Origin of the sequence: Pseudoalteromonas sp. PAR1 (assembly GCF_947311895.1) — a bacterium.
GTDB lineage: Bacteria > Pseudomonadota > Gammaproteobacteria > Enterobacterales > Alteromonadaceae > Pseudoalteromonas > Pseudoalteromonas lipolytica_C.
The window spans coordinates 1-21,102 of the sequence record NZ_CAMZMY010000020.1 but is presented as its reverse complement, the minus strand read 5'-3'; the positions used below and the strand labels follow the sequence as shown (position 1 = coordinate 21,102).

Annotated in this window: 13 protein-coding genes; all 13 read right to left on the bottom strand. The window is 39.9% G+C overall.

The window, feature by feature from the left end; translation table 11 throughout:
• Nucleotides 1–100 precede the first annotated feature (100 nt).
• Nucleotides 101–4,939 (bottom strand): NAD-glutamate dehydrogenase, encoded by a 4,839-nt coding sequence (locus QL229_RS15580; protein ID WP_138557576.1) that lies wholly within the window; start codon nucleotides 4,937–4,939, stop codon nucleotides 101–103.
• A 212-nt stretch (nucleotides 4,940–5,151) separates the two neighbouring features.
• Complete coding sequence (locus QL229_RS15575; RefSeq protein ID WP_138557577.1) at nucleotides 5,152–7,476, bottom strand: MMPL family transporter; 2,325 nt, start codon at nucleotides 7,474–7,476, stop codon at nucleotides 5,152–5,154.
• A complete protein-coding gene (locus QL229_RS15570) occupies nucleotides 7,476–8,480 on the bottom strand; it encodes a YCF48-related protein (RefSeq protein WP_138557578.1) in 1,005 nt (334 codons plus the stop codon). Before QL229_RS15570 ends, QL229_RS15575 begins: the two co-directional genes overlap by 1 nt.
• Nucleotides 8,481–8,604: 124 nt before the next feature.
• Nucleotides 8,605–9,969: a DUF1329 domain-containing protein gene (locus tag QL229_RS15565; RefSeq protein WP_138557613.1), complete on the bottom strand. Its 1,365-nt coding sequence runs from the start codon at nucleotides 9,967–9,969 to the stop codon at nucleotides 8,605–8,607.
• Between the two features lie 12 nt (nucleotides 9,970–9,981).
• Nucleotides 9,982–12,066 carry a DUF1302 domain-containing protein gene (locus QL229_RS15560; protein WP_135924806.1) on the bottom strand — a complete coding sequence of 695 codons (2,085 nt, stop codon included), beginning with the start codon at nucleotides 12,064–12,066 and terminating at the stop codon, nucleotides 9,982–9,984.
• Nucleotides 12,067–12,376: 310 nt separating this feature from the next.
• The gene (locus tag QL229_RS15555) at nucleotides 12,377–12,598 is read right to left on the bottom strand and encodes a DUF2835 family protein (RefSeq protein ID WP_135924807.1); all 222 of its coding nucleotides are present in this window, start codon (nucleotides 12,596–12,598) and stop codon (nucleotides 12,377–12,379) included.
• Nucleotides 12,598–15,192: an aminopeptidase N gene (gene pepN, locus QL229_RS15550; protein ID WP_281547156.1), complete on the bottom strand. Its 2,595-nt coding sequence runs from the start codon at nucleotides 15,190–15,192 to the stop codon at nucleotides 12,598–12,600. The genes QL229_RS15555 and pepN overlap by 1 nt, the downstream gene beginning before the upstream one ends.
• A gap of 45 nt (nucleotides 15,193–15,237) precedes the next feature.
• Nucleotides 15,238–16,719: a Na+/H+ antiporter NhaC gene (gene nhaC / locus QL229_RS15545; RefSeq protein WP_135924812.1), complete on the bottom strand. Its 1,482-nt coding sequence runs from the start codon at nucleotides 16,717–16,719 to the stop codon at nucleotides 15,238–15,240.
• 175 nt (nucleotides 16,720–16,894) lie between these two features.
• Complete coding sequence (gene prc / locus QL229_RS15540) at nucleotides 16,895–18,919, bottom strand: carboxy terminal-processing peptidase (RefSeq protein WP_135924815.1); 2,025 nt, start codon at nucleotides 18,917–18,919, stop codon at nucleotides 16,895–16,897.
• A 26-nt stretch (nucleotides 18,920–18,945) separates the two neighbouring features.
• The gene (proQ, locus tag QL229_RS15535) at nucleotides 18,946–19,596 is read right to left on the bottom strand and encodes an RNA chaperone ProQ (protein ID WP_138557580.1); all 651 of its coding nucleotides are present in this window, start codon (nucleotides 19,594–19,596) and stop codon (nucleotides 18,946–18,948) included.
• A 14-nt stretch (nucleotides 19,597–19,610) separates the two neighbouring features.
• On the bottom strand, nucleotides 19,611–19,889 hold the full coding sequence (locus QL229_RS15530; protein ID WP_135924820.1) for a hypothetical protein: 279 nt from the start codon (nucleotides 19,887–19,889) through the stop codon (nucleotides 19,611–19,613).
• Nucleotides 19,886–20,347, bottom strand: a complete 462-nt coding sequence (locus QL229_RS15525) for a GAF domain-containing protein (protein WP_135924823.1) — start codon at nucleotides 20,345–20,347, stop codon at nucleotides 19,886–19,888. Before QL229_RS15525 ends, QL229_RS15530 begins: the two co-directional genes overlap by 4 nt.
• Nucleotides 20,348–20,472: 125 nt before the next feature.
• The gene (locus QL229_RS15520; protein ID WP_138557581.1) at nucleotides 20,473–20,868 is read right to left on the bottom strand and encodes a hypothetical protein; all 396 of its coding nucleotides are present in this window, start codon (nucleotides 20,866–20,868) and stop codon (nucleotides 20,473–20,475) included.
• Nucleotides 20,869–21,102 lie beyond the last annotated feature (234 nt).

Sequence of the window (21,102 nt, the reverse complement as noted above, 5' to 3'; positions counted from 1 at the left end):
GTAAAAATAAACAAGGTAGCCGCTTATAAACGGACCATTGCAAATTAAGGGCAAAAAAATACCCCAGCGAGCTGGGGTATGTATTTTAACGACTTTTCACTTATTTGGAAGTGTCACAGTTGTGGCTTAACAACATTAGTTCACGAAGTGCTACTGAGAACTTCGCAAAATCATGGCTTTGCGATGTTTTGAATTCAGATAGCATCTGTTTCCAACGTTGTAGAAGTAGATCTTGGTTATCCATCCACTCATCAATTTGTGCATCTATGTCTTTGCTGTCTGCTGCAAAGCTATTAAGTACCACAGCCGATAATGTACGTTGTTGCCAATCAAGCTCTTCACGGTAAGAAGCACGAGCAAGTGCTTGCCAGTGATTTGCAACCGGTTGGTTAGTAATTTGGTCAAGGAACCAATGTAAGCCCATACGCGCACCCAACTTAAAGTACGTGTTAGATACCATAGCAATACTACGTTCTGAATTATTAGCAATTTCAGCTAAGTCCATTACAGAGAATAGGCTTGATAGAGACACAACTCGTGTCGCAAGTGCTTTTGGTACATTGCTATCAATTAGCTTCTCAGCTGCTTTAACCAAACGCTCGCTTTCTTTTTCAACCATGTAGCTATTTAAGTTTTCACTTAAATCAGCAAATGTTGGTGCAAAGAACTCAATTGCTTGCTCAATCGTTTGTGCTTTATTGCGATGACGTAAGAACCAACGTGTTGCACGACGAACCGTACGACGTAACTGATAGAGCATTTCTGTTTGTACAGCTGCTGGGATCTTATTATCAAGTGCAACAATTGATGACCATGTTTCTGGCATCTGGAACACTTCTTTTGCAATTGAATAGCAAAGCGCGATTTCTGCTTCGTTAGCACCTGTTTCTTCGTGCATACGAACCATGAAGTTAAGGCCCATATCGTTAACAATATTATTGGCAAGTTTTGTTGCGATAATTTCTTTACGAAGTGGGTGGTTATCCATTGCATCGTTGAACTTCTCACGAAGTGGTACCGGGAATGAATTAACCAACAACTGACGGTAATAAGGGTTTTCAGTGATTTCATCAACCACTAAAGACTCTTTAAGTACCATTTTCGCGTAAGAAACTAGTACAGATAGTTCTGGACGAGTTAAATCTTTACCCGCTGCTGCGCGCTCTGCAAGTTCTTCATCAGTTGGAATGAACTCAATCGCACGATTTAACTTGCCATCTTTTTCAAGGGCATGGATAAAACGTACTTTTTCTTTAAGTGTTGATGTGCCTTTTGACTGTGTAATCGATAAGGTATGCGTTTGACGATAACAATCTTTTAGAACCAGTTGCGATACTTCATCGGTCATAGCATAAAGTAGCTCATCACGTTGTTTACGCGTTAAGTCACCTTCAGCAACTAAGCCATTAAGTAAGATCTTAATGTTTACTTCGTTATCTGAACACGCAACACCACCTACGTTATCGATGAAGTCAGTGTTAACACGACCGCCTTTAGCTGCAAATTCGATACGACCTAATTGAGTAGCACCTAAGTTACCACCCTCGCCTAAGATCTTCGCACCAAGCTCAGAACCGTTAATACGAAGAGCATCATTTGCGCGGTCACCAACATCTGCATCAGTCTCTTTAGAGTTCTTGATGTAAGTACCGATACCACCATTCCAAAGTAAATCAAACTCCATCATTAGAGCTGCTTTGATTAATTCGTTAGGTGTCATGCTCGCTTTTTTAGTGCCAAGCATTTTCTTCATTTCAGGGCTTAAGCTAATTGATTTAGCCGCACGAGAGAATACACCACCACCTTGTGAAATAAGGTCTTTGTTGTAATCTTCCCAAGAAGAACGCGGTAAATTAAATAAACGCTCACGCTCAGGGTAAGATGTTGCAGCATCTGGGTTTGGATCAACAAAGATGTGCATGTGGTTGAACGCCACTTGTAAGCGAATGTGCTTAGAAAGCAACATACCGTTACCAAATACGTCACCCGCCATGTCGCCGATAGCTACAACAGTGAAATCAGTTGTTTGACAGTCAATATCCATTTCACGGAAGTGACGCTTAACAGACTCCCACGCACCTTTTGCTGTGATACCCATTTTCTTATGGTCATAACCTACTGAGCCACCTGATGCGAATGCATCACCTAGCCAGAAGTTATATTCATTTGCGATACCGTTTGCGATATCAGAGAAAGTCGCAGTACCTTTATCGGCAGCAACAACTAAATACGGGTCATCTTCATCATGACGAACAACATCAACTGGCGGAACAATCTCACCACGTTCGATGTTATCTGTGATATCTAATAAACCACGGATGAAAATTTTGTAACACTCTTGGCCTTCTTTGAAGAATGCTTCACGGTCTGTCGGTAGCTGTTTACATACGAAACCACCTTTCGAACCTACTGGCACGATAACCGTGTTTTTAACTTGTTGCGCTTTAACAAGACCCAGTACCTCAGTACGGAAGTCTTCACGACGGTCAGACCAACGTAGGCCACCACGTGCAACTTTACCACCACGTAAATGCACACCTTCAACGCGCGGCGAGTATACGAAGATCTCAAACGCAGGCAGTGGTAATGGCATTTCTGGGATCATAGAAGGCTGAACCTTGAACGATACATATGACTTAAATTGGCCATCCGCTTCTTTTTGGAAGAAGTTCGTTCTAAGAGTTGCATTGATCATATCAACGTATAAACGGATGATACGGTCATCATCTAGGTTTGCTACGTTTTCTAGTTCAAGATTTACTTGTGCAACTAGCTTCTCAAGCGTCTTCTCACTACCAGGGTTCTTAACTGAGAACTTTTTAGTGAATAAGTTAACGATTTGCGAAGCAATATGTGGGTAATTTGCAAATGTGCTTTCGATGTAAGTCTGCGAGAAAGTTACACCAATTTGACGCATGTATTTAGCGTATGCACGAAGAATAGACGCTTCACGACCGGTTAAACCACCCATTAAAACTAAACGGTTGAAACCATCGTTTTCTAAACGGTTATTCCAAACATTAGTAAGCGCAGCACGGAAACGAGCAGATACTTTATCAAAGTCAGCAATGCCCTTATTGTCAATTAGCATGGTGAAATCCATGATCCAATTAATTTTACCGTCTGTCGTTTTAACTGAGTAAGGCGTTTCACCCACTACACGTAAGCCAAAGTTTTCTAACATTGGCATGACGTCAGATAAGTGGATTGGCTCATCTTTATGGAATAAGCTTAAACGAACAACATTGGTATTTGCTTCTTCTTGTGGACGATAGAACAACATTTCAAGTTTGTTTTCGTCATTAAGAAGCTCAAGTTTCTCGATATCAACAACCGCAGCACTTGGTAAAACCTGATCTTTATATGCACTTGCAAATGCTTGTGCATATTTACGGTTTAGTTCTTTACCGCGTGCTTCACCTGCACTTTCAAGTAGTGCAGACTGGAGTCTATCTTCCCAAGTACGGGCAGCTTCAATTAGGTTGTTTTCGATGTCTTTCACGTTATATTCAATATTATTGTCAGTCACACGCACCGTATAATGAGTACGGGCTAATGTTGACTCAGAGAAGAAAGTAGTAAATTCGACTTTGTCGTCAGAATTAAATGCGTTAGCTAAGATACGTTGCGTTTCACGACGTAGTGCCGTGTTATAGCGCTCACGCGGTACATAGACCATGCAAGAGAAGAAACGGCCATATGCGTCTTTACGCACAAAAATACGGCACATATCACGCTCTTGTACTTGTAGTACGCCCATAGCAACTTCAAGTAGTTCGGCTTCACGTGCTTGCACAAGTTCATCACGTGGATATGTTTCTAGGATATTTAATACCGCTTTATAAGCATGGGTGCCTTTAGCAAAGTCACACATTTCCATAATGCGATTAATTTTACTTTTCAGTACCGGAACATCAGCGGCGCTGTTGTTGTAGAAACTCGAAGAGAATAAACCAAGGAAACGGTCTTCACCAATTACATTACCTTCCTCGTCAAAACGCTTGATACCCACATAGTCAATATAAGCAGGACGGTGAACACGAGACACTGAATTAGTTTTCGTTAAAATCAGTAAATTATTGCTACGCGCTTCTTGACGTGCAACTTCTGGTAATTCAGAAAGTAAACGGCTGTGCTCTTCGTCTGTGTTTTTCATCAGACCAAGGCTAGTACCTTTTTTACCTTTTAATTGATAATCACCCTGTACAGGCGACAGTTCATACTCACGATAACCCATTAGGGTAAAGTTATCTTTTGCTAACCAGTCTAAAAACTCAACCGTTTCAGCAACTTCACTTTCGTTATTATTATGATGACGCTTAGGTAAATCCTTCGTTACAGCAATTAGCTTTTCACGAATTGGCTGCCAATCTTCTACAGCGATAGATACGTCAACTAACACAGACTCAAGTTCTTTTTTGAAAGACTCAATAACTTTTGCATCTGTTTGGCGATCAATCTCGATAAAGAACACCGTTTTTGTTGACGTTGATTCTTGCTCTGCTTTTAAGCTTGAAATACCCGTGATTTTAGCATTTTTGTCACGTTGGATTTTCAGTGGAGAGTGAAGTAATAAGTGAGAAGAGATGTTTTCGCGAGTCATGGCCATACGCACAGAATCAACTAAGAAAGGCATGTCTTTCGCGATGATTTCAACAATAGTGTGCGATGACTGCCAGCCATCTTTTGCTACTTCTGGATTGAAGACACGGACAACCGCGTCATCAGAGTTATTTTTTTCTAGCGAGTTCCATAGGCTTAGTGCAGCGCCATATAAGTCACTATCGTTGCGATGTGCCAAATCCTCTTTAGACATATTGCTGTACAAGGCTTTGGCGAATTTCTCAACGAGTAACACATTATCAGCGTGAACTTTTTTCTGGATCAGCTTACAGACATTATCTAAGATAACCGAGGCTTGCCCTTCATTTCGTGTCATTGTATGTTCCTTAATCTATACTACTTATCGATTAGTAGAATATTTGTACAGCCATTTATTAGCGTGGAGTCAGGTAAATTCTAACTCTTTTGCAGCTAATAAACAGCCTTTTCGATGAAATCATTTTAAGCTTTTCAGCTATTTGGTCATCTATTCACAAAATATAGATATAAATGGCCATTACTGGCCATATTGGAGCACAATTATTCACATTATTTTTTCTGGTCAGTCCAGAGGAAGCTACCAATTGCAGGTAAAAGTAGTACTGCGCCCAGCATGTTAACCAAAAACATGAAGGTCAAAAGAATACCCATATCTACTTGGAACTTCAGATCAGAGAAAATCCATGTGCTAACACCAATGGCTAAGGTAATACCCGTGAATAACACTGCGCTACCACGCTCTGCTAATGCATTGCGATAAGCCACTTCGAGTGCCACACCTTGTTTTAGCTGCCCCATCATTGATGACAGTATATAAATCCCATAATCAACACCAATACCAACACCTAAAGCGATAACTGGTAGTGTCGATACCGTTAAACCTATTTCAAGTTGTACCATCAAGGCTTGCGCTAAAGTTGATACGATATACAGAGGTAATACAACCGCAACCGTTGCCTTAACACTTCTAAAGCTAATTAAGCATAGCAGGATTACGGCGCCGTAAACGTAAAGCATCATAGGTAGCTGTGCAGCTGATACAGATTCGTTGGTTGCAGCCATTACACCCACAGGCCCTGATGCTAACTTAAACTTCAACTCATCCGTTTCTTCAGCCTTAGCAAACTCTTTAACTTTCGCTACTACATGGTCAATAGTTTCTGCTTTGTGGTCATTTAAGAAAATAATCACTGGCATTACAGAGCAGTTACCATCGAGTAAACCTGAGCTTGTTTCAACGCGCGATGTTGCTTGCACTAAACTTGCCGTGTTGCGCGGCAGGCTTTGCCATTTAAGGTTACCTTCGTTGAAGCCGGCATTCACAGATTGCGCAACTGAGCTTAAACTCACTGCTGATTGCACCCCTGCAACGTTTTCCATCTGCCATTGAAAACGACTAATACGCTCCATCACATCATGCTCAGTACAAGCAGCAGGATACGCTTCTACAATCACTTTTAGGATATCTGATGAAATCGTGTATTTATCTGAAATTAAGAAGGTATCTTGGTTGTAGCGAGCATCTTGATGCAAAGACGGCGCACCTGCGTGTAAATCACCAATGCGCATTTTGTCAGCTTGCCAATAACCCACAGCAAATAATATCGCTGTAAGCACAATAATTAAACCGGCGGTTCTACGGTCCGTCGCTTTTACTAACAGTTCACGCAATTTATCTAAGAAATTCGGTTTGTCTGAGTGTGTTCCTGCTTGAATATGCACTGAGCCTTCAAAGCGCATATACGATGCCCACACTGGTAACAATACGAGGTTTGTGAAAATAATCACAGCCACACCTAAACTTGCGGTGATGGCAAGTTCACGAATAATACCAATATCAATGGTGAGTAAGGTTAAGAAGCCAATTGTGTCTGATAGCAGCGCGATTCCACCTGGAATCAAAAGTGCTCTAAAGCTTGCCTGACAACACACCCGGGTTGAGCTTCCTGACGTCACTTTTTTACCGATGTCATTGATCATTTGCACACCATGACTTACGCCAATCGCAAACACTAAAAACGGCACCAAAATTGACATAGGGTCTAAGCCAAAACCCAAGGTTGATAACAAACCTAACTGCCAAACAACGGCAATGATTGAACAGGCAATCGGTAAAATTGTCAGTTTTAAAGAGTGGCAGAACAGCCAAACCATCACAAAGGTAAAAGCAATCGCGATTGCAAAAAATAACAGTACGCCTTTAGCACCCTCTGCTACATCCCCTGCCATTTTCGCAAAACCAATAATATGGATACTGACTTTATCAGTACTTAACGGTTCACGAACTTGTGTTTCTAGTTTTTCAGCAAAGGCTAATGTATCGAGTTTTTCTTGTGTTTGCGGATCAGTCTCGAGTAACTGGGCTGTTACCATTGCACACGAGTAGTCACTGGCAATCATACGGCCAACGACTTTTGCTTTTTCGATGTTTTCTTTTACAACCGAAAGACCACGTTTATCAGCGGTAAAGTTTGCTGGAATAATTGGACCGCCAGCAAAACCATCTTCAACCACTTCAACAAAACGCGCACTCGGTGCGAAGATTGAATTAACTAACGGACGATTTACACCCGGAATAAAGTAAAGCTGATCATGAACTGCTTTAAGTTGGGTGAAAAATTCCTCATTAAAAATATCACCATCTGCATCACAGACAGAAATCAAAATGCTGTTTGCTCCACCAAATTGCTTTTCGTGTTTGGTGTATACTTTCATGTATTCATGATTAAGAGGGATATTTTTATTAAACGAGGCGTCTAATTGAATTTGTGTTGCTTTGAATAATAAAAAACAGGTGATCAAAGCAAAGGAAATAATTGCGAACAAGCGATGACGAAATACCGCTCTTTCTAAAAAGTCTAATAAACCACGCATTACGGATTCAACTCCTTCACTTTAATGCCATTTTCTGAAGCCATAATTAGTTTGTCTTGAAACACAACACCGTCGAGCAATGATTTGCCATCGGCCATTTGCTCTTCTGATAATTGATCACCCTTAACATGAAAAATAACTCCACTATTGGCAAATAAAAGCCATTCGTTATTGTGGTTTATTGCGCTGTTGACGGTGGCATAATTAGTGTTTTGAATTGGTAACCACTGATCACTATTTGCTTGACGAGTAAATATATTGCCACGCAAACCTGCAACTAGGTCTTCACCACCCTGATCTGCAGTTGACGCAAACGTAAAGAAAGAGCCCATATAAATCTCTTCAAGACGTTGCCATGTTTGGCCATTATCTACACTTTCGGCCATTAGCCCCATTTCACCTGCTAAGATTAATCGGTCTTTAGTTTTCACTATACGATTAAAATGCGGCAAAATTGATGCGGTCTCAAGCTCATATCCTTCAGGATCTGTTTCTTTTAAATCATTCAAATAGTCGCGATCATCTTCAAATAACAAGCTATCTAAAAAACGTTTCTCCCATGTTTGGCCACCATCAGTGGTTTCAAAAAACATGCCGTATGCACCCACTGCATAACCATTGCTTTCAGATGTAAAAAGAATATCTAAACATGGTTTATCCATGTTTGGTAAAGATTGTTGTAACTGCCAAGTTTTAGCAGCATCCACGGTGTTGATAATAGTGGCATCGTGGCCACAAGCCCAGCCTAATTCGTCATTATAAAAATCAACCGCGGTGAGTAATACTTGAGTTGGTACACTGGCTTGCTGCCATGTTTGTGCGTCAGTACTAGTGATAACCACACCATGTTTACCAACAGCAACCAGTTTTTCACCGACCAATTCGATGTCAGTGAGTAGAGTTTTGTTTGCATTAACGGCACTAATCGCTTGTTGCGGTGTGGGCATGTCTTGAGAAAAACATGAAGCACTATAAGCAAGACAGGCATAAAGCAAATACTTCATAAAGATAAATCGCCTTCGAAAAGATAAAAAGAGAAGTCAAAAAAGCCACTGGGAAAACCAATTGCGTGTCTTGATGACTTACGCGAATTGCAAAAGGCACCTGAAGTCAGGTGCCTTAGATTGTTTAACGACCTTCGCGGCGTAAAGCGCTTGAAGTGAACTCGTTATCATTGAATGATTGTGAGAAATCATACATTTTTTCTTGGTTATCTAAACCAATTGCTAGGTAACGACGTGAGTTAAGGTCATGATAAACTTCTAACGTACTCCAATGAGTCGGTACTTCATAGTAGTTAAGACCATGTGCCATTGCTACACGATACATTTGGTCACGGTTATCATAAATATCCGTTACATGTACTTGCCAGCTATCTTCATCAATATAGAAAACACGTTTCTTATAAATATGACGCGTACCTTCTTTCAGGTTTGCTTCTACAACCCAAACACGGTGCTTTTCGTAACGAACATATTCAGGGTTAATGTGACCAGCTTGCAAGATATCATCATAGCTTAACTTATCGCTGTGAAGTTTATAGCTGTTATATGGAATATAAAGCTCTTGCTTACCTTTTAATGTCCAGTTGTAACGGTTAGGAGAACCGTTGAACATATCAAAGTCATCAGTGGTACGTAAGCTATCAGCCGCTGTTCCTGGTGCATCATATGCAACATTAGGTGCACGACGAACTCGACGCTGACCTGAGTTGTATGTCCATGCTTGGCGTGGCGTTAAGATTTGGTCCATAGTTTCATGAACTAATAACGCAGTACCTGCTAGACGAGCTGGCTCAGTTACTTTTTGCTTAAACTTAAACAAGATATTAGATTCTTGCAGTTTTTCTGGCGTTGCATCTGGTGATGAATATTCAACTAAAAGTTGTTCTTCAAAACCAACATAATTATATGAGCCTGACGCTGTTGGTGCTGCTTGACCACCAGAGCGTTCAATTGATAAACCACGGAAACGTAAAAGGTGATTCCAAATTGCTTCTAAACCATCTTTAGGAATTGGGAAAGGTACACCCACAGCTGTGTTTTTAATACCGTTACCACCTTCAACTAACTCGGCTGTCGTAGCGTATTTTTTAGTCGCATCATAAACAAACTGCGGATAAGACGCACTACGACGCGTTGGATAAATGTTCATCTTAAACGTGTCTGGATAAGTGTTGAATAATTCAACCTGACCAGGGCTCAAGTACTCTTTATATTTATCAACGTTTGACTTATCGATGGTGAACAACACTTTATCATCAGCGAATGGGTCTGGGTGGTGCATGCCTGGTTTATAGTCTGCAGGAGGGGTTATGATACCACCCGTCCAAGCTGGAATTGAACCATCTTTGTTAGCTGCTTTTTCTGCGCCTATTGGCGTTAAGTCATTACCTAAACGTGCTGCTTCATCAGCAGTAATTTTTGCAAGTACACTAGAGCTTGCGAAAACGCTACAAAAAGCTGCAGCAATGAGGGTAGGTTTTCTAATAATCATAATTTACCCTTAGATTGAATATTTAATATTAAATGAAACATAATCGCGGTCAGAGAATGTATTCGTCGCGCCACCACCCCAGAAAGAGTTATAGCTAAAGTCGAATGACCACGCATTTTGATAGTTGAAGTTCATCGTTACACCGAGTGATTTACGGTCTTCAACAAATAAGAACATCGGATCAGGTGTAATACCATTCACATCATGTGAGAACACAAAACGTGGCGAGAAGTTAACACCGTTGAAAATGTTATAGTAATCACCTTTAGCGATTAAACGATAACCCCATGCCGATGCTGTTGGGAACGGATTCGTTTCAGGACCATTCGATAAACCCATATGAAGGGTTGAATAATCATCGCTCAGTGGCCCCTGCATAATGCCGCTTCGACCCGTACCAGCAACGTTTAAACGCAGCTCATCGTATTCAGGCATATTATTAATGCGCACACCACCGATTTCACCAACAACCGCCCAGCTGTCTGCACCTAATGATGGGCCAAATAGATGCGTTGCTGTAAATTGTAATTGTGCTGTGTTACGTAATATAAAGCCTTGCGCCACTTCACCAGGACCTACAACACTTGTAGCATCACCCAAACTCATTTGCGAAATACCCGCAAAGTCAGGTCGAATTCCAGCCACGGCTAGTTGTTCTGGCATACCCGCATAAAGAAGCTCTACGTCATCAATTTGTAGTGGCTCATCTTGACGGAATGCAAATTCACCAGCGAAAGCAGTCTCGCCTAATGATGTATTAAAGCTGATACCATAAAGCTTAATATCTTCAGGGTATTCTAATTGGCCTTTGGTGAATGCTTGTAAGCTAGTTACATTATCTTCAGTGATTTCTGTAGATAACAACATACCAATATCGGCCGCGATAGCACCAGCTGTAAAATTAGACACTTGACCAGAAATTACTGGGCGTCGGCTATGGTAATTGATGTGGTATAAAGCCACTTCAGTATCGTTTAATTCAGGTAAAAACATACCTAAACGTAAACCATATTGACCACCATCATCTGGCTCATTTTTACCCGCACTGCCCTTACCTTTAAGAGCTACTTTAGTCGGATAAGCTAAATACATTTGCGCCATCATAGCTTGACCTTGCGCAGATGTTGGATCAACACCTTGCGAACGCACAATATCGTCTAAGCTGTTTAAGCTTTCTGTTAAGAATGCTAAATCGATATCTGGGTTTGATGTAAAACCTAGTTGAATATTTTGCTGATAACCATTCTCTGACGCGAAATCGTTAGTCGAGAAGTACGTACCTGCAGCTGGAAGACGTGTTTCATGCCATTCATATTGGTAAAAGCCTTCCAGTGTTAAGTTATCTGTAATGCCAAGAGATGCCCAAAGCATACCCACAGGGATAAAGGCTTCTTTTAACTCAGCGCCTGGCGCTTTTAAACGATCGATATCAACTGGGTTAACGTTTATACCATGAGAAATCAAGGTACTTTCACCCCAGTTTACAACTTGCTGACCTAAGCGAATAGACAGAGGGTTACGACCTTCATTTAAATCGAAGTTTGCCCAAACGTACGCATCTAATAAACGTAAATCAGCACATACTTGTTCTTTAGTGTCATCATCGTCACATGGGTCTACTTTGTTACCTGATGTAGGATTGCTATATGCAAAATCGCCATCCATCAATGCAAAGTCGTAAAAATACATAAAGCGTGTAAAGAAACCATAGTTATCTTTACTAATTGATAACTCGTGGTTGCCCTTTAATAATTTTGAGAATGAATCGCCACTATCAAAATTTAAATTCCCTGCATCACCATTATTAGAGTAGGCACCAGGTTGGTTCCAAACATCCGCAGAAGAATAAATAGGATTTAACGCAGAATGATAACCCGTCCAATCAAATGAAGGATTATTACTTTTACCTATATGTTTAAAATCTCGGTCTTCAACACGAATGCTTTGACCATAAGAAAAGTTAGAGTCAAAACGTACGTCAAAGTCCCCTAACTCGAAGTTTGCTGCATGCAAAGATGTACTTGAGATTCCGAGTGTAGCCGCCGCGAGTCCCAAAGCTATTTTGTTTTTAACAAAAAGCGATCGTTTTATCATTGTGTTCATCCCCCTGTAACGGGTTGTTCTGTGATCAAATTGTTGTTTTTAGTATCTTTCTAACGATAGAAGCGAAACAATAAAAATACAATATAGAACGCGTTCAATCGGTTAATATTTATTTAAAAATGTGACGTTTACGTATTGGTAAGACGTCATACCAGATATTTTATACACGTAAATTAACAATAGAACAAATCGAATTAACAAAAATATAATAAAATTACTATTTTGAAGAGCAAGAAAATAACTACAAATGAGGCTTTTTTACTGGGAACTGAGTAATAAAAAAGCAGCTATAGCTGCTTTTTTAACTCACTTTCTCTAATTTTATAAACTGATTTTCATCGGTTAATGTTAGCCGAAAGCGCCCTCTTATTCCTAAAGAAGAAATGTGCGGGCGTAAATAACGAGCATCGAATCGTACGATTTTACCGCCATCTTCTGTTACCTGAACAGACTTATATTTACCATGATAGTAATCAAGACATTCAGCATAACTAAGGTACAAAGCAAAATAGTATTCTCTCATTAGCTTTCAAGTGCTTTCTCAACCTTTTCAAATAAATCATCGCTTAACCCTTCTAAATTTGCTAAACGCATTAACTGCGCTTTTATAGCTGCTGAACGATTTTCGTCGTAACGTCGCCATGACATAAATGGGGTTAGCATTCGCGATGCATTTTGAGGGTTAATATCATTTAATTTAACTAATAAGTCACCCAAAAGTTCATAACCTTTACCATCAGCTCGATGGAATTGGGTAATATTAAAATGACTAAAGCTGCCAACTAATGCCCGTACACGATTTGGGTTTCCAAAATCGAAGCTTGGATGATTATAAAGAGCTTTAATATCTTCAATACTGCTCGCTGTCTCTTTCATCGCTTGCAGTGCAAACCATTTATCCATTACAAGTACATCATGACGCCATTTTGCATCAAATTCATCAAGTAATGTGTCACACAATGGGTGGTTAGCTTTCACAACAGCACTTAATGCTGCCAATACATTCGTCATATTACTACTGTGAGCAGACTCATTAATTAAGCTATTTACTGAGTTGTGATTTGTTTTAGCTAAATAGTACAAGCAAACTTGTTTAAGAGCACGTATGGCTACAGCAGTTGCAGAGGTTGATCCATCATCCAACAGAGCGTTATAACAATTAACAAAAGAGTCAGCTAAACTGCTTGCAATTTGCGCTTCAAAGGTATTTTGCACTGCGATGATGTCATCCACAGGAATGGTTGAGTATTCCGCGGCTAAAGTATCGTAACTGGGTAGTTTTAACAGTTCTGCAATTAGTGCAAGATCACCATCTCGCTCATCAATAAGTGTTTTAAGCGCATTAATTATTTCATCTGATAAGTTAGCATCACCAGATGCAACAGCTTGTTTCATCTCATTAGTAAATAAGCGTTGTTGGGCATCCCAGCGCGAAAAGTCACTACGGGCAAAACGCATAATATGTAAAAGATCAGCAGCAGAAGTGTTTTGATTAACAATGCATGGCGCAGAGAAGTCCTCTAACAGCACTGCGACTGGACGCTGTTTTATACCTTCAAAAACAAACTGTTGCGTTTTTTCAGTGACATTTAATACCGAATCTTGTGGCTGGTTATTAATCACAAGAGGTAGTGACTGCCCTACACTGTCTAAAAGCTCAATAGCAAACGGAATATGCAATAAGGCATTGTCAGGTTGATTATCAGGAGCAAACTGTTCAATGCTCAGTGTGAAGGTCTGCTTTTGTTCATCGTAAACTTGTTCTACATTAAGTTTTGGCGTACCAGCTTGACTATACCAACGCTTAAATTGCGTTAAATCGATACCTGATGCATCACTCATAGCAGCAACAAAATCATCACAGGTAACAGCTTGTCCGTCATGACGATCAAAATACAATGACATACCTTGTTGGAACTTTTCTTCTCCCAGTAAGGTATGCATCATACGAATAACTTCAGCCCCTTTGTCATACACAGTAACCGTGTAAAAATTGTTCATTTCGATGACTTTTTCAGGGCGAATTGGGTGTGCCATTGGCCCCGCATCTTCACTAAATTGGTGCGTTCGCATTACTTTAACCGCATCAATTCGATTGAGTGCTCGCGACCCCATATCACTACTAAACTCTTGATCGCGGAAAACAGTCAATCCCTCTTTTAAAGACAATTGGAACCAATCACGACATGTAACTCGGTTTCCTGTCCAGTTGTGGAAGTACTCATGTCCGACTATGGATTCAATTGTATGGTAATCTTTATCTGTTGCTGTTTCTTGATTCGCCAGAACACATTTAGAGTTAAAGATATTTAAACCTTTATTTTCCATCGCGCCCATGTTGAAGAAATCAACAGCGACAATCATGTAAATATCTAAATCGTATTCAAGGTTAAAGCGCTCTTCATCCCATCGCATTGATTTTTTGAGAGATGTCATAGCATGAGGTGTTTTTGATAAATTTCCTTTATCAACAAATAACGCTAATTCAACATTGCGACCTGACTTGGTTGTATAATGATCACGTAGCACATCAAAGTCACCAGCGACTAATGCAAATAAGTAGCTAGGCTTTTTAAATGGGTCTTGCCATTTTACAAAGTGCCGACCGTCATCTAAGTTACCAGCCTCAATTTGATTACCATTTGAGAGCAGGTGAGTATATTTTTTGTCAGCAATAATAGTCACATCAAAACTGGCAAGTACGTCAGGGCGGTCGAGGTAATAGGTAATTTTTCGAAAACCTTCGGCTTCACATTGCGTACAGTAAGCACCACCCGACAAATACAAACCTTCTAGTGAAGTATTCGTTTGCGGATCAATATGGTTTTCTATTTTCAGAATAAAGTTTTCTGGTAGGTTATGAATGATTAGTTTTTCATCTTCGAGTGTATAATCATCATAGGCTTTATCATCAACCACTACTGAGATAAGCGTTAAATCAACACCATCAAGAGCAAGGTCCGAATTACTTTCATCAGTACGATTGATTGTCATTGTAGACTGTACTGACGTTTGTAAAGGCGCTAATTCGAAGCGTAAATCGATATGTTGAATTGAAAATTGAGGGGCTTGATAATCTTTTAAATATTGAGCTTGAGGTTTACTCGTAGCAGACATAACTGGCTCCAAAATGGCCCTGCAACTATACAGGGCCTAAGTTTATTATTCAGCGCTAGCTTCTTGTTTAACGTGTTTTGGGGTAATACGTAAAATCTTAATACCTAAATAGGCGTAAACAACCGCTAAGAATGGATTAATTAAATTAAAGAATGCATACATAGCGTAATCAAATGGATTTATTAATAAAACACTCTGCATGTAAGCACCACAGGTATTCCAAGGTATAAGTGGGCTTGTAATTGTACCGCCATCTTCTAATGTGCGAGATAAGTTAACTGGCTTCAAACCGCGCTTTTCGTACTCGTCTTTAAACATTCGACCAGGAACAACAATCGCAATATATTGGTCAGCTGCTACCGCATTGGTACCAATACAGGTTGCGATAGTGGCAGTAATAAGCGAGCCTGTGCTTTTTGCTATTTTTAAAATGCTCTTTACGAACATATCAAGTAAACCGGTTTTTTCCATAATAGCGCCGAACATCAAGGCTGTCATAATCAGCCAAGTTGTTGTTAGCATGCCTGCCATACCGCCACCACTTAATAGTGAGTCCATTTTTTCATCGCCAGTATCGATACTGAAACCGTCGAAGAAGGTTGTCCAAACTAGTTTAAAATAGCCAATCGCGTGGCCTTGTGATGCATCAATTTGGCTATTTATTAAATCTGATTGAAATAACATCGCCCAAATCGCACCTAATACTGCCCCGATAGAAATCGCAGGAAATGCTGGCATCTTACGGATTGCTAAGAAAAGTAATACAGCTAACGGCACTAGCATCTCAAAGCCAATATTGAAGTTTTGCTCTAATAAGTTAACGATTTCATCAATACGACCAGCTTCTGTCGAACCACCTGCATTAAATCCCATAAAAATAAAAATAATTAACGCAATAATAAAGCTTGGCACTGTTGTCCAGAGCATATGATGAATATGTTCAAATAAATCAGCTCCCGCAACAGCAGGAGCCAAATTAGTGGTTTCTGATAATGGACTTAACTTATCACCAAAGTAAGCACCAGAAATAACCGCACCCGCAGTAACAACTTGTTCAAGGCCAAGGCCTGTTGCGACACCAAGCAGTGCAACACCAATGGTCGCAGCTGTAGTCCATGAGCTACCGATACTCATCGCAACAATGCCACAAATTAAACAACTTGCTGCGTAAAACCAGCTTGGATTAATGATCTGTAAACCATAGTAAATTAAGGTTGGTACAGTGCCTGAAAGTAGCCAAGTACCAATTAAAGCACCGACCATCAAAAGAATGATGATTGCACCAAGAGACAAAGTGATCCCTTCAATCATGGCTTGTTCTAGTTTCTTCCAGGTATAACCATTTTTTAAGCCAATTAATGCGGCAGTAAAGGTGGCAAATAATAATGCGATTTGATTTGGACCCGATGATGAGTTATCACCGAATAAGTAAACTGCTGCACCTAGCAGGCAAACCAGCACTGAAATTGGGATCAGGGCGTCCAAAAAGCTGGCCTGTTTAACAGGTTTATCTTCAACTGAATTCAAAAGATAGTCTCCTACACGTCTTATATGGCGTGTTTAATTATTATTGTTCATAAGCCTCAAACCCTTATAGTTTAAGGCTATCAGATTTTTCATTATAACAAGATGACCTGTTTTAGGTAGCAAAAAAGGCGCCTAAGCGCCTTTTTATTGAACAATTTTGCTAAAAAATTGCTAATTATTTTTTCGCGATACGACCATATTTAATATAGTCCTGAGTGATCAGAGCCGCTTCTTCTAAGAATGGGTCTAAATCATCAAGCACATCAGGTAAGTCGTCTAGTTTCTCAACTGGCTTTTCACCCAGACGAACTAAACGTTCATTCGCACGCTCTAACGCACGCTCTTCACCTTCGTCTTTCTCTTTTAAGCGGTCAGCTTCAACTAGTGAGATAGTCTTACGGTCTTTCTCTTCTTGATAGCGCTTAATGTCATCAAACACATAACCAAACTCAGGTTCACTTGCAATACGTGCATCATGAAGCTTATTAACGTAAGAGATAGCTGGTTTTAGGTTATCAACTGAGTTGTATTTAGCACGGATGATACTATCCCAAGGTAGTGCATTATCTTGCTGGCTTTCGCCCCATTCTGCAGGATCGATAGCTGAAGGGAAAGATACGTCTGGTATCACGCCTTTGTGCTGTGTACTACCGCCATTGATACGGTAGAATTTTGCAATCGTATATTGCACGCTACCTAATGGATGATCATATAAATCGTAAGCACGGCCAAGCGGTTTATGCTGCTGTACAGTGCCTTTACCAAATGTTTGCTCACCAATCACAATTGCACGACCATAATCTTGCATTGCCGCAGCAAAAATTTCCGAGGCAGAGGCACTATAGCGGTCAACTAATACCGTTAATGGGCCATCATAAAAAGTCACACCATCACGGTCTTTTTGCTCTTCAATACGATTATTTAGTGTATGGATTTGAACGACCGGGCCTTGATCTATAAATAAACCAGAAAGTTGTGTCGCTTCATATAAAGAACCACCACCATTTTGACGTAAGTCGATGATAATACCATCAACTTTAGCTTCTTTTAATTTAGCAAGCTCAACTTTTACATCTTGTGATAGGTTATTGTAAAAGCCTGGTATTTCAATCACACCGATTTTACTGGTTAAATCTGAATACTTTGCTTCAAACACATTTGATTTGGCAGCACGGTCTTCTAAGCGAATTTTATCACGGGTTATTTCAACCACTTTAGGAGTGCCGTGAGCATCTGCACCTTTTAGATATTGTAAACGTACTTTGGTGCCTTTTGGACCTTTTATAAGCTCAACAACATCATCTAAGCGCCAACCGATAACATCAACAAAGTCTTCACCTTCTTGGGCAACACCAATAATACGGTCATCAGCTTTAATTTGCTCTGACTTATCTGCTGGACCACCCGGTACTAGGCTACGAATTACTGTGTAATCTTCATCATAACTAAGGACTGCGCCGATACCTTCTAACTCAAGGTCCATATCCATCTTGAATTGTTCAGCACGTCGTGGAGATAAATAAGAAGTATGCGCTTCGATGCTTCGTGCAAACGAGTTCATTACAATTTGAAACGCATCTTCACTATTTGTTTGTACTAAGCGTTTTTGCGCATTGTGGTAACGCTTGGTTAAAACATCTTTAATGCCTTGCCAATCTTTACCTGTCATTTTTAAGCGTAACGCATCATATTTAACTCGTTGACGCCATAACTCATCTAACTCAGCCTGAGTTGTTGCCCAACTCGCGTCCTCGCGGTCGAACATGTATTCATCTTCTTTATCAAAAGTCATTTCTTTATCAAGTAATGACAATGAATAATCATAACGCTCAAAACGTCGTTTTAAGCTTAAGTTAAAAATATCAAAAGCAAACCCAAGCTTCCCTGTCGAAAGTGCATTATCAAACTGGTCTTTATATTGCGAGAATGATGCAATATCTGAAGCTAAAAAAACACTTTTGTTGAAATCAAGGGATTCGATGTAACGATCAAAAACTTGCTCAGATAATTCGTCGTTAAAACGAATAGGTTTGTAGTGTGCACGAGTAAATAAGTTTGTCACCCGTTTACTAGCCGTACTATGCTGGCTTTCTTGCTTAAGAATAGGCAAATCTTCAACAGTTAGATTGTCTGTAGATGCCAATAATGAACCTGAAAACAGGGCAGCGACTAACGGAATGAGCGTAAACTTATTACTCATACACAACTCCTTAATTTTTACAGCTATTAAATGATATACAGGCTGTCTGCTTTGGTCTTAACTTGCATCCCTGTTACTAACTCAACATGAACCTCATCTTTGTTCACTTCAGTAATAACCGCATTAACAAGTGCTTGGCCAAGTTTAACTTTAACTTTGCTATTTACCTTGACCTCAGAGGCAGGTAAAGGTTCAACTTTTCCAGAACGTTTTGCAGGTGCAGCTTTTGCAGGCTTATTGCTAACTTTAGCGCCTTTTTCAGCTGATTTTGCATGATGACCCGTATTCTTTTTGTAAGATTTTGTGTCACCGTCTTTGCGTGGACGTTGTTGCTTTTTGCGTTTAGCCATTTTTGCACGGCTTTCTTCTAACGCTTTTTGTGCATGTTCAACGTGTTCTTGTTCCACTTTTTCGTCTTGATTACCATCAAGGTCGATACGAAACTCAGATTTAGTTACTGCTTCTAAATAACGCCAATTAGAGGTGTATTTTCTTAGCGCTTGACGAACCTGAGTTTTACTTACTTTCTCAGAACCTTCAATGCGCTCAGCGATATCTTTAAAAATACCTACTTTTAGCGGTTGAATGCCGTCTTTTTGTTTAAAACATTGCGGAAATTCTTGGTATAAGAAATCCAGTACTTCATTAATATCTTTTAGCTTGTTTGTGGTTTCCATGTTAGAACCTTTTATTACATCTTTTCATCAAGTGATGAATCGACATAGTGTGTTACCCAGTCGGTCAACTCTTCGAAGTCCGCTTCAATAAGCGCTAAATCACCGCGAAGGTGTTCCCAAATACCATTAATAATTTCATCAATTGATTCACAGTCAAGGTCATCAGGTAGACGATCCCAAGCCATGTGAATCAAGTCGTTGAGCCTTTCAGCAACAACTTCTTCTTCCCCTTCCCAATCACCTACATCGTGAATCGCAAAAAGGTAATCTTGCACATTTAGCAGATCTTTCATTTTAGATTTGCCTCAAAGCATTTTACCAATGCTTCTAAACCAGCTTGATCATCAGTATCAAAACGGCCAATGCTCGGGCTATCAATATCAAGTACAGCAAACACTTTACCATCTTTAAAAACAGGTACAACAATTTCAGAATTTGATGCTGCATCACATGCAATATGACCTGCAAATGCGTGAACATCTTCAACTAATTGTGTTTGTTGTGTTTGTGCAGCAGTCCCACATACCCCTTTACCTACTGGAATACGGATGCATGCTGGATTGCCTTGAAACGGCCCTAACACTAATTCTTCGGGAGAATCCATTAGATAAAAGCCCGCCCAGTTTATATCCTCTAAAGAGGTAAACAACAACGCACTTAAATTAGCCATATTTGCAATGACATTTGATTCACCTGCAATTAGTGATTCAGCTTGTTTAACTAATGACTGGTAAAAATCCTGCTTTTGCATACCAAACTACTTCTTATTAAACATACAGTAGCTAAAGGTACTCTTTGTAAGCAATAAATGAAACCTTTTAAGGGCAAAAAAAAACAATTTGCCCTTAAAATAAGCTAGCTTGATTAAATATTCTGCTATTGATGTGGAGATTGGGTTGCTAACCCCTGTCTTAAACCAAATAAAAACAGCCCTGCTGCTAAGGCAGACATAACTGCATTGATTACAAATGCCATCCCTGTAGTTGCACTTAACAAGTAACTAAAAATTGCCCCACCTAATAATCCCAGTGTCAAAACACCCGAATAGTTTACTTTTGCATATTTATACATAAGTAAATAACCCGGTACTACAAACGCTGCCATTGTAAGACCCACAATGTGCGCATTAGCGATTGCACTGACAAGTAGATTAAAAAAAATACTCAGCCCATTACCATCTAAGGTAAAAGCATAATAAAGGCCGAGGATACAACCTACGATAACGGGCGATAATAATGAAAGTCCTACACTCTTTGCTAAACGATGTTTCATAAATTCCCTAATTTCACAAAGATAATACGAGATACGTAAAGCATGGACTAAGTGGTTGAAATGCGAAATATCGACAATAGTCGTAATTTGTAAAACAGAGGAAAGGCTGTAGAAACAAAAAAGCCGCTGAAGCTGAATAAATTCAGCGGCTTCAATGATGGTGGAGAGATAGGGATTTGAACCCTAGAGGGGCTACAAACCCCTGCCGGTTTTCAAGACCGGTGCATTCGACCA